Consider the following 11,300-nt stretch of genomic DNA (forward strand, 5'->3'; position numbering starts at 1 on the left):
CGTCACCCGCCCTGGGCCGCGGTGAGCACCTCGACCCGGTCGCCGGCGCGCAGCTCGGTGGCCGACCAGCCGGTACGCGGCACCACCTCGCCGTTCACCGCGACCGCCACGCCGCGCCGCTCGCCGGTCACCAGGTGGACCAGGTCCGCCACCGTCGCGCCGCCGGGCAGACTCCGGCCGACGCCGTTCACCGTCAGTTCCACCTGTCCTCCTCCTGTCGGGTGCCGGAATCGGTCACCGGCCGGTGGTCGGGACGGTCCGTGCCGGTGCCGGTGCCGGCGGTCCCCGCGCTGGACCCCGGCCCGGCCGTTCCGGGTCCCGCACCGGCCGTACCGGATCCCGGTCCGGTTGTTCCGGAGCCCGCACCGGCTGTTCCGGTGAAGCGGGCCGGGGTGAAGGGGGCCAGCAGCGGGTCCGGTACGCCGGTGCTGACCAGGTCGGCCATCAGGTCGGCGGTGACCGGGGTGAGCACGATGCCGTGCCGGTGGTGGCCGGCGGCGACGAGCACCCCCGGGCGGCCGGGCAGCGGACCGAGCACCGGGGCGTTGTCCGGGGTGCCGGGGCGGAACCCGACGGCCGTCTCGACCAGGTCGTATTCGGACAGCTCGGGGACCAGGTCGACGGCGGCCCGGAGCAGCCGCAGCACCGCTCCGGCGGTGACCGTGTCGTCGGTCCGTTCCTCGACGGTGGCCCCGACGACCACCTCGCCGTCGGTACGCGGGACCAGGTAGACCGGCTCGCCGTCGGCGTACCCCCGGATGACGTGCCGGAAGCCCGGCGGGCCGGCGTCGGGCGCGCGGAGCCGGAGGATCTGGCCCTTGACCGGCCGGACCGGCAGGCCGGTGAGGGCGGCGGTGCCGCAGCCGGCGGCGACCACGGTGACCGGCGCGGACAGGTCGGCGAGCTGCCGGACCGGGCCGGTGACCAGCGTCGCCCCGGCCCGCTCGGCGGCGGTACGCAACGCGACCAGCAGCCGGCGCGGGTCCACCTGGTGGTCGCCGGGGGCGAACGCGCCGCCACGGACCCGGGGGGCCAGCGCGGGCTCGCGGTCGCGCAGCCCGCTCGGGCGCAGCGGCGTGATCGGCAGGCCCAACCCCTGCTGGTACGCCCAGAGCCGGCGGGCCCCGGCCAGGTCGTCACCGGTGAGCCCGACGACCAGCGTGCCCTCGGTCCGGTGGCCGGGGTCGACGCCGCTGGCGGCGGCCAGTTCGGCGGCGAACGCCGGCCAGCGGGCGGCGGACTCGACGAGCAGCCCGGTCAGTTCGGTCTCCCCGAAGTACGCCTCGGCGACCGGGGCGAGCATTCCGGCGGCCACCGTGGACGCCCCCGAGCCGGGGGCCGGGTCGTGCACGGTCACCGCGAGTCCGCGTGCGGCGCACCGCCAGGCGACCGCCCAGCCGATCACCCCGCCCCCGACCACCGCCACCTGCGGAGTGGGATGTGGTCTGCGCCGCAGGGGGCGGGCGGGGCCACCGGCGGGCACCGGAGCGCCCCCGGTCAGCACCCGAGGGCCCGGAGCAGTTCGGCGGTGGCGCGGGCGGGGTCGGTGGCGGTGGAGAGCGCCCCGACGACCGCCACCCCGTACGCCCCGGCGGCGCGCAGGGCCGGCACGGTCGCCGCGGTGACGCCGCCGATGGCGACCACCGGCACAGGTACAGCCCCGGCCACCGCGCGGACGCCGGCCGGGCCGATGGGTGGCGGCAGGCCGTCCTTGGTGGTGGTGGCGTGGCAGGGGCCGACGCCGAGGTAGCTGGCGCCGGCGGCGACGGCCCGGGTGGCGGTCACCGGTTCGCGGGCGGTCGCGCCGAGCACCGCGTCCGGGCCGAGTACCCGGCGGGCGGCGGCCACCGGCAGGTCGTCGGCTCCGACGTGGCCGCCGGCCGCGCCGACCGCGAGGGCCACGTGCAGCCGGTCGTTGACCAGGCAGGTCGCGCCGGCCGGCGTGCACAGTTCGCGGACCCGGCGGGCCAGGTCGTACGTCTCGCGGTCGGTGGCGTCGTCGCTGACCCGGACCTGCACCACCAGTTCGGGTCCGGCGACGCCGAGGGCGGCGCGGACCACGGTGAGCGGGTCGTACCCGGGCCGGGTGTCGGTGATCAGATGCAGTCGTCCCAGGGACGGCACGGCAACTCTCCTCCCTGCGCCGGCATTACCCGGATCAGGTTCGACGGTCGGGGGCGGTCAGCCCCCCTCTCAGCCCGGTCCACCGGGCTCCCGTGGGTTACTTGGCTGCCACCATAGGACGGGCCCGGTGGATCCGCCAAGGGGTGAGGTGGGGATTCGCGCCAACCGTGAAGGTCGTCACGGGGGCCGGGGAGCGGCGCGGACCGCGTGAGGTGTCGGCGGGCAGCCATGGATTACATCCGCATTTGCGGGATCTTATTGGAAATTGTCGATCACTCGTTACAGAACCGTTACACAGCCATGCCTTGCCCGACACACTTCGGACGGCGCTAATTTGTTCAGCGAATGAGCAAAATCCGGTACGCAGGCCCTGGCACGGCCCGCGCACCGGTCCCAGGGACGGTCTTCGGCGCGCCGACCCGCTCGCGTACACCCCTGTCCATCAGGACAAAGGAGACCGCAGTGTCCCGACCCCCTCGGGGCCGCACATCACGTGCCCCGCTGACAGCTGCCCTGCTTTCCCTCACCCTCACCGCCACCACCCTGCTCAGCGCACCCGCCGCGCAGGCCGCCCCGGACGGGCCGGTCAACCGGCCCGGTGCCGACACGGCCGGCGCGGTGAACGCGCAGGCCGTGACCGACCCGTTCTCGGTGCTGGTCTTCTCGAAGACCGCCGGCTTCCGGCACGGCTCCATCCCGGCCGGTATCACCGCCATCCAGCAACTCGGCGCGGCCAACAACTTCACCGTCGACACCACCGAGGACGGGGCCGCGTTCACCGACGCCAACCTCGCCAAGTACCAGGCGGTGATCTGGCTCTCCACCACCGGTGACGTCCTCAACGCCGACCAGCAGGCGGCGTTCGAGCGGTACATCCAGGGTGGCGGCGGCTACGCCGGTATCCACGCCGCCTCCGACACCGAGTACGACTGGGCCTGGTACGGCAAGCTGGTCGGCGCGTACTTCAACAGCCACCCGGCCAACCAGACCGCCACCGTCAAGGTCGAGGACCCGGCGCACCCCTCCACGGCGGACCTGCCGGAGCGGTGGAGCCGCTACGACGAGTGGTACAACTACCGCACCAACCCCCGGGGCAGCGTGCACGTCCTGGCCAGCCTGGACGAGAAGTCGTACGCCCCGGGCTCCGGCGCGATGGGTGCCGACCACCCGATCGCCTGGTGTCAGGAGTACGAGGGCGGCCGCTCCTGGTACACCGGCGGCGGCCACACCAACGAGTCGTTCGCCGAGCCCGACTTCCTCGCCCACCTGCTCGGCGGCATCCAGACCGCGGCCGGGGTGCTGGACTCCGACTGCGGCGCCTCGAAGACCGCCAGCTTCGAGAAGATCACGCTGGACAGCAACACCAGCAACCCGATGGAGCTGGACATCGCTCCGGACGGCCGGGTCTTCTACATCGAGCGCGACGGCCGGGTGCAGATCATCAAGCCGGACACCGGCAACACGGTGACCGCGATCGACCTGGACGTGTTCACCGGCAACGAGGACGGCCTGATCGGCATCCGGCTCGACCCGGACTTCGCCACCAACAACTGGGTCTACCTCTACTACGCCCCGAACGACGGGGTGGCCCGCAACGTGATCTCCCGGTTCACCGTCACCGGGGACACCATCGCGCTGTCCAGCGAGAAGCGGGTACTCCAGGTCGACACCCAGCGCAACACCTGCTGCCACGCGGGCGGCAGCATGGTCTTCGACTCGGCCGGCAACCTGTACCTCGCCACCGGTGACAACACCAACCCGTTCGAGTCGAGCGCCTACACCCCGATCGACGAGCGCGCCGGCCGCCAGGACTACGACGCCCAGCGCACCTCGGGCAACACCAACGACCTGCGCGGCAAGGTCATCCGGATCCACCCGGAGGACGACGGGACGTACACCATCCCGCAGGGCAACCTGTTCGCGCCGGGCACCGCGAAGACCCGCCCGGAGATCTACGCGATGGGCTTCCGGAACCCGTTCCGGATCGGCATCGACCCGGGCACCGACACCCTGTACGTCGCCGACTACGGGCCGGACGCCGGCTCCGCCAACGCGAACCGGGGCCCGGAGGGCCTGGTCGAGTGGAACATCGTCGGCACCCCCGGCAACTACGGCTGGCCGTACTGCACCGGGGCCAACTCGGCGTACAACGACTACCAGTTCCCGTCCGGCCCGAGCGGGGCGAAGTTCGACTGCGCCGCCCCGGTCAACGACTCGCCGAACAACACCGGTCTGACCAACCTGCCGCCGGCCATCGCGGCCACCGTCTGGTACGGCTACGCCGCCAACCCGCTCTTCCCGGAGATCGGTGGCGGCGGCGCGCCGATGGGCGGCCCGGTCTACCGGTACGACGCCGACCTGAACTCCACCCGCAAGTGGCCCGCCTACTACGACGGCAAGGCCATGTTCGGCGAGTGGAACCAGTCGAAGATGTACACCATGCAGCTCACCGGGGACGGCAAGTCGCTGGTCGACATCAACCAGCTGCTCGCCGGGATGAACTTCATCCGCCCGATGGACTTCGAGTTCGGCCCCGACGGCGCGCTCTACATGATCGAGTGGGGCAGCGGCTTCGGCGGCAACAACGACAACTCCGGGGTCTACCGGATCGACTACATCGCCGGTGACCGCGCCCCGATCGCGGCGGCCAGCGCCGACCCGACCTCCGGCGCGAGCCCGCTGACCGTCACGTTCTCCAGCGCCGGTTCCCGGGACCCGGACGGCGGCGCGCTGACCTACGCGTGGGCGTTCGGCGACGGGGGGACCTCCACCGAGGCCAACCCGACCCACACGTACACCACGGCCGGTGACTACACCGCCCAGCTCACCGTGACCAACCCCAAGGGTCGTACCGCGGTGGCGAACGTGCTGGTGACGGTCGGCAACACCGCGCCCACGGTGACCATCGAGTTCCCGCCGGACGGCGGCTTCTTCGACTGGGGCGACCAGGTCAGGTACACGATCAAGGTGACCGACCCCGAGGACGGCACCATCGACTGCGCCAAGGTCCAGCTCCAGGTGCTCCTCGGCCACGACCAGCACGCCCACCCGCTGGAGCAGCACACCGGCTGCACCGGCGCGATCCAGACCTCGCTGGCCTCCGGACACGGGGCCGAGGCCAACGTGTTCACCGTGCTCGAGGCGACCTACACCGACGCCGGCGGCGCCGGCGGCGCCAGCCCGCTCACCGGGCGGGCCATCGAGATCCTCCAGCCCAAGCGCAAGCAGGCCGAGTACTTCAGCGCCACCGGCCGCGCCGCGGGCAGCACCGGCGGCGGTGACGCCGGCGTGCAGCTGGAGACCACCACCGACCCGGCCGGCGGCGGCCAGAACATCGGCTTCATCGAGGACGGCGACTGGTGGTCGCTCGACCCGGCCAACCTGACCAACATCGACTCGGTCCGGTTCCGGGTCGCGTCGGCGGTCGCCGGTGGACGGATCGAGATCCGCTCCGGCGCGGCCGACGGCCCGCTGCTCGGCCAGGTCGACGTGCCGGGCACCGGCGGTTGGCAGACCTGGGTCGACGTGACCGCACCGGTCAGCGGCCCGGGTACCGGATCGCTGTTCTTCGTGGCCAAGGACCCGGCCAACGGCACGGGTTCGCTGTTCAACGTCAACTGGATGGACTTCCTCGGTCGCGGTGTGACCGAGAACGCTCCGCCGCAGGTCAGCGCGACCGCCACCCCGGCCACCGGGACCGCGCCGGTCACCGTCACCTTCGACGGCACGGCCACCGACGCCGAGGGCGACACCCCGCTGACGTACGCCTGGGACTTCGGTGACGGCGGCACGGCGACCACCCTGGACGCCACCCACACGTACACCGTTCCGGGCACCTTCACCGCCATCCTGACGGTGACCGACAGCCGGGGCGCGAAGTCGTACGCCAGCGTGCCGGTGAAGGTCGAAGCGCCGAACACGTCCTGCTTCGGGGCGCGCTCGGACGACTTCCTCGGCAGCAGCCTCGACAAGGACCGCTGGACGGTGGTCCGGGAGAACCAGCTCTACTCGGTCGCCGGCGGCGCGCTGCGGCTGCCCACCGCGGTGGGTGACCTGTACGGCACCCGCAACGACGCCACCAACCTGGTGCTCCAGCCCGCGCCCAGCGGTGCCTGGCAGGCCACCACGAAGGTGACGTTGCCGATCACCGCCAACTACCAGCAGGCCGGCCTGCTGATCTACGGCGACGACGACAACTACGCCAAGGTCGACCTGCTCTACTCCGGCAGCCGTCGGGTGGAGTTCATCCGGGAGACCGCCGGCACGCCGCGCAACGAGGGTGCCGACGCCACCAACGCGCCGGCCGGTGACACCGTCTACCTGCGGCTGATCAGCGACGGGACGAACCTGACCGCGGCGTACTCCGCCGACGGCCAGACCTTCACCCCGGTCGGCCGGGCCGCCGCGCTCGCCGGCATCACCAACCCGCGGATCGGGGTGTTCGCCCTCAACGGCGGCACCGAGGCGCCGGTGGTGGACGCGGTCTTCGACTGGTTCCAGGTCACGCCGGACGAGCCGGCCGGGGCGGTCACCCCGTCCGACGAGTTCGACGGCACCACGCTCGACAAGTGCCGCTGGAACGCGGTGCTGCGGGAGGACGCGACCAAGTACCGGGTCGCCGACGGCGCGCTCCGCATCGACGTGCCCAACGGTGACATCTACGGCACCGGCAACACCGGGCCGACGAACTTCATTCTCCAGACCGCGCCCAGCGGCGACTGGACCATCGAGACGAAGATCGACGGCAGCGCGTTCAACGAGCAGTACCAGCAGGGTGGTCTGATCGTCCACGCGGACGACGACAACTACCTGAAGTTCGACTTCATCGCGGACAACACCGCAGGGTCGGCGGTCAGCCGGCGGATCGAGTTCCGTAGCGAGATCGGTGGGGCGGTCCAGGACCCGCAGCCGCAGGTGCAGAACCTGACCTCGGGTGTGTGGCACCTGCGACTGGCCCGGTCCGGTAACACCTACACCGCGTCCTACTCGGCCGACGGTACGGCGTGGACCACGTTGGGCGAGCTGACCAACAGCGCCGTCGGGGCCACCCCGAAGGTCGGTCTGTTCACCCTGGGTGCCAACCAGACCGCGTCCAAGCCGGCGGTGTTCGACTACTTCCGGCTCACCGAGGGCCAGGTGGAGGAGGACGACACCGCGCCGGTGACCACCGCCACGGTCTCCGGCACCCCGACCGAGGGCTGGTACACCGGCCCGGTCACCGTCACGCTGGCCGCGGCCGACGAGGACGGTGGCAGCGGGGTCGCCAGCACCGAGTACCAGCTCGACGGGGCGAACACCTGGACGGCGTACACCGCCCCGGTGGCGGTCTCCGGTGACGGCGAGCACGAGCTGCGGTTCCGGTCGACCGACGAGGCCGGCAACGTGGAGGCGACGAAGTCCGTCACGGTGAAGATCGACGCCACCGCGCCGGTCAGCACCGCGACCTTCGCCCCGGCCAACGACGAGGGCTGGCACGCCGGGGCGATCCCGGTGGTCCTCGCCGCCACCGACGCCGGTTCCGGGGTGAAGACCCTGGAGTGGTCGCTCGACGGCGGCGCGTGGACCGCGTACACCGCACCGGTCGAGGTGACCGGGGACGGCAGCCACGAGCTGCTCTACCGGGCCACCGACAAGGCGGGCAACGCCGAGACGCTGAAGTCCGCGATCGTCAAGATCGACGGTACGAAGCCGACGCTGCTGGTCTCCGGTATCGCCGACGGTCAGCTCTACGGTGACAGCCAGGACGTCCGGGTGACCTGGCAGGCGGTCGACCCGACCTCGGGCATCAAGAGCGTGGTCGGCAAGCTGGACGGCGCGACGTACGCCAGCGGCACGCTCCAGGCCATGTACGAGCTGTCGCTCGGCCTGCACGAGCTGACCGTGACCGCCACCGACAAGGCGGGGAACAAGACCACCACGACGGTCCGGTTCTTCGTCACCACCTCGTTCCGGGACATGCAGAACCTGCTGGACCGGTTCAAGGCGACCGGACGGTTGACGGCGAATGCGCACAAGCAGCTCACGGCCAAGCTCGACGCGGCCCGCAAGGCCGAGGCGAACGGCAATGACACCAAGGCGATCAAGCACCTGACCGAGTTCCGGACGCTCGCCGCCACCGCCTCGCTGGTCCGCGAGGCGGAGGTACGGGACGTCCTGGTCCGGGACGCCGACGCGATGATCGTCCGCCTGGGTGGTACGGCCAGCCAGGCCGGCGTCAAGGCGAACGACGGCAAGACGACCAAGGGCACCGGCCGGCTGGGTGGCGACACCACCCGGCTCGCCCCCGGTCGCTCGCTCTGATCACCGGGCCCCCTCCCGGCGCGTCCGCGCCGGGAGGGGGCCCCTTCCGTTCTGCGATGGAGAGGTTCCCCATGCGTATCCGGACCGCACTGGCCGCCGCCCTCGTCGGCCTGGCCCTGGTGTTCCTGTCGGCCGGTCCGGCCGCGGCGCACACCGGAAAACTCAAGCTCGTGGTGGCCGGCGACGGGGCCGACGGGGTCACCGTCCAGGCCAGCTACGCCGACGGCCACCGGCCGGACCTTCCGGTCAGCCTGGTCCTCACCGCCACCGGCCCGGACGACCGCAAGGTCGGCCCGGTGGAACTCCAGCCGTCCACCGAGGGGCAGGGCTTCTACATCACCGGTCCGCTGCTCTCCCCCGGCCGTTGGACGGTCACGGTGACCGCTCCGGCCTCGATCGGCGGTACCGGCACCGCCCGGGTGGAGGCCCGGGCCGCGGAGCCGGTCCCACCGCCCCCCACCGCGCGCGCCCGCGCGGACGCCCGCGACGTCACCGAGATCCGGGCGGCCGGACGCACCGGGGAGTCCACCTGGTGGCTCCCGGTGGGCGTCGGGGTGCTGGCGCTGCTGGTGGTCGCCGGCGCGTTGACGGCGTTCGTCGGCCGACGCCGCCGGCCCTGACCCGACCGACCCGCTACCGCCCCGGAAACCGCCACCCCACTACCGACCCGGAAACCGCCGCGCAGTCGCCGGCCCTCGAACCGCCGCGCAGTCGCCGGCCCTGACCCCGCGAGCGGGCGGATCGCGGGGCCGTCCCGGCGAACCGCGAGGTCACCGGGCCGCGAGCAGCCCACCGAGCACTGTGGACGGCCCCCACCGGCCGTGGCCTCGGTGGACCTCCGCGCCACCTTCCGGAAGAGAAAATCTCACAATCTCCCGTTCGGGGCAGCGCGTGACCGTCCGATCACGGCATGCTGTCCTGATGCCGCGATCTCCCCAGGTTCCGCCCGGTCTGGCGTCCCGGCCCTTCCGGGGCAGCACAGCCGTGGCCGACGGGCTCCTCACCTGGACGATGTTGCGCGGACGGGCCTGGCAGCGACTGCTGCCCGACGTCTACGTCCACCGGGTGGGCCACCAGCCGGACGACCATCGCCTGTGGTGCGAGGCGGTGGCGCTGGTGCTCCCGACCGGTGCGGCGATCGCCGGGCTGAGCGCGGCGTACCTGTGGGGTGCGGGAACCCTCCCGCCGGGTGCGCCGGTCACCGTCGTACTGCCCCGCGCGGCCCGGATGCGCCCGCACGCCCGGGTGGCGGTCACCCGTTCCGTACTGTCCGACGACGACATCGACGTCCAGGCGGGGCTGCCGGTCACCACCGCCCTGCGCACCGCGTTCGACCTGGCCCGCCGACCACCGCGCACCGAGGCGGTGGTCGCCGTGGACGCCATGCTGCACCACCGGGTCGTCGACCTGCCCGCCCTGCGCGAGTACGCCGCCCAGCGGTCCGGCTGGCCCGGCCTGCCCCTGCTGCGCGAGGTGCTGTCCCTGGTCGATCCGCTCGCCGAGTCACCGATGGAGACCCGGCTGCGGCTGCTGCTGCTCGACGCCGGGCTGCCGCCGCCGGCCGCCCAGTACGACGTGCACGACGGTGCCGGCCGGTTCGTCACCCGGGTGGATCTGGCCTATCCCACCCGGCGGGTCGCCATCGAGTACGAGCCCGCCCCGACCCGTGAGCCGGCGCAGGCCCGCCGGGAGGCGTCCCGGTTCCACTCGTTGCGTACGGCGGGCTGGCGGGTGGTCCGGTGCACGGCGGACGACGTGCTCCGTCATCCGGGCCGGACCGCCCGCATGGTGGCCGGTGCGCTCCGGCTGCGCCCGACCGGCCAACCCACCGGCCGCCCCGGTGCCCTGCCCTGACCCGGCCACCACCCACCGGCCGGCCGGTTGGTCCGCCCCGACCCGGGCGGTCCGGGTCAGAGGAGGGCACGCAGCGCGGCGATGTCCTCGTCGTCCGGTTGCCAGGTGCCTGCGGCGACGTTGGCGCGTACCTGCTCGGGGGTGGTGGCCCCGGCGATCACCGAGGTCACCGCCGGCTGGGCGGCCAGCCCGCCGATGGCCACCTGGAGCAGGCTGATCCCGCGCTGTTCCGCGTATGCCTCGAGGGCCTCGATGGTGTCCCAGTCGGCGGCGGCGAGCCGGGCCGCGTACCGCCCGCCCCCGGCGAGCCGGCTGCCGGCCGGCGGCTGCTCACCGCGCCGGTACTTGCCGGTGAGCAGCCCGTTGGCGAGCGGGAAGAACGGCAGCAGGCCGAGGCCGAACCGTTCGCAGGCCGGCACCACCTCGGTCTCGGCCGAGCGTTCCAGCAGGCTGTAGTGGTTCTGTGCGCTGACGAACCGGGCCGTGCCGGCCGACCGGGCGACCCAGTCCGCGTCGGCGATCTGCCAGCCGGCGAAGTTGGAGTTGCCCAGGTAGCGGACCTTGCCGGCGCGGACCAGGTCGTCCAGGGCGGCCAGGGTCTCCTCGATCGGCGTACCCGGGTCGGGCTCGTGCAGCTGGTACAGGTCGATGTGGTCGGTGCCGAGCCGGCGCAGGGACGCCTCGACCGCGCGGGCGACGTACCGGCGGGCCCCCCGGGCGCCGTGGTCCGGGCCGTTCATGCCGTGCATGTCCATGCCGAACTTGGTCGCCACCACCACGTCGTCCCGCCGCCCGCGCAGGGCCGCGCCGAGCAGTTCCTCGGAGCCGCCCTGGGGTTCGCCGTAGATGTCGGCGGTGTCGAAGAAGTTGACGCCGGCGTCGAGGGCCGCGTCCACCACCGCCCGGGTCCCGTCGAGGTCCAGCTTGCGGCCGAAGTTGTTGCAGCCGATGCCGACCACGGACACCACGAGCCCGGAGTCGCCCAGCCGGCGATAGGTCATCTCAGTCACGAGCAGACTCTA

7 protein-coding genes and 1 riboswitch are annotated in these 11,300 nt (G+C 72.9%); of the genes, 3 read left to right on the forward strand and 4 right to left on the reverse strand.

The annotated features are described in order from the left end of the window. Positions 1 to 2: 2 nt before the first annotated feature. The 3 genes from thiS to thiE all read right to left on the reverse strand — a co-directional run bounded on the left by thiS (position 3) and on the right by thiE (position 2,124). Positions 3 to 203 (reverse strand): sulfur carrier protein ThiS, encoded by a 201-nt coding sequence (gene thiS, locus PVK37_RS02335; RefSeq protein ID WP_275032019.1) that lies wholly within the window; start codon positions 201 to 203, stop codon positions 3 to 5. Beyond that, positions 194 to 1,504, reverse strand: coding sequence for a glycine oxidase ThiO (gene thiO, locus PVK37_RS02340; RefSeq protein WP_423790985.1), 1,311 nt, complete (start codon positions 1,502 to 1,504; stop codon positions 194 to 196). Before thiO ends, thiS begins: the two co-directional genes overlap by 10 nt. Next, positions 1,498 to 2,124 (reverse strand): thiamine phosphate synthase, encoded by a 627-nt coding sequence (gene thiE, locus PVK37_RS02345; RefSeq protein WP_275032021.1) that lies wholly within the window; start codon positions 2,122 to 2,124, stop codon positions 1,498 to 1,500. Before thiE ends, thiO begins: the two co-directional genes overlap by 7 nt. Further along, positions 2,119 to 2,228: riboswitch (TPP riboswitch) on the reverse strand. It overlaps the preceding gene by 6 nt. 358 nt (positions 2,229 to 2,586) lie before the next feature. Between thiE and PVK37_RS02350 the strand changes: the two genes are divergently transcribed. From PVK37_RS02350 to PVK37_RS02360, 3 genes are all read left to right on the forward strand, one after another. Continuing rightward, positions 2,587 to 8,424 carry a ThuA domain-containing protein gene (locus PVK37_RS02350; RefSeq protein ID WP_275032022.1) on the forward strand — a complete coding sequence of 1,946 codons (5,838 nt, stop codon included), beginning with the start codon at positions 2,587 to 2,589 and terminating at the stop codon, positions 8,422 to 8,424. A 71-nt stretch (positions 8,425 to 8,495) separates the two neighbouring features. After that, positions 8,496 to 9,044, forward strand: coding sequence for a hypothetical protein (locus PVK37_RS02355; RefSeq protein ID WP_275032023.1), 549 nt, complete (start codon positions 8,496 to 8,498; stop codon positions 9,042 to 9,044). Positions 9,045 to 9,345: 301 nt separating this feature from the next. After that, the gene (locus PVK37_RS02360; RefSeq protein WP_275032025.1) at positions 9,346 to 10,278 is read left to right on the forward strand and encodes a hypothetical protein; all 933 of its coding nucleotides are present in this window, start codon (positions 9,346 to 9,348) and stop codon (positions 10,276 to 10,278) included. Between the two features lie 56 nt (positions 10,279 to 10,334). On the opposite strand, the gene PVK37_RS02365 is transcribed toward PVK37_RS02360, so the two are convergent. Beyond that, a complete protein-coding gene (locus PVK37_RS02365; RefSeq protein ID WP_275034923.1) occupies positions 10,335 to 11,279 on the reverse strand; it encodes an aldo/keto reductase in 945 nt (314 codons plus the stop codon). Positions 11,280 to 11,300: the final 21 nt, after the last annotated feature.

The sequence above is a fragment of the Micromonospora cathayae genome (assembly GCF_028993575.1).
Taxonomy (GTDB): domain Bacteria; phylum Actinomycetota; class Actinomycetes; order Mycobacteriales; family Micromonosporaceae; genus Micromonospora; species Micromonospora cathayae.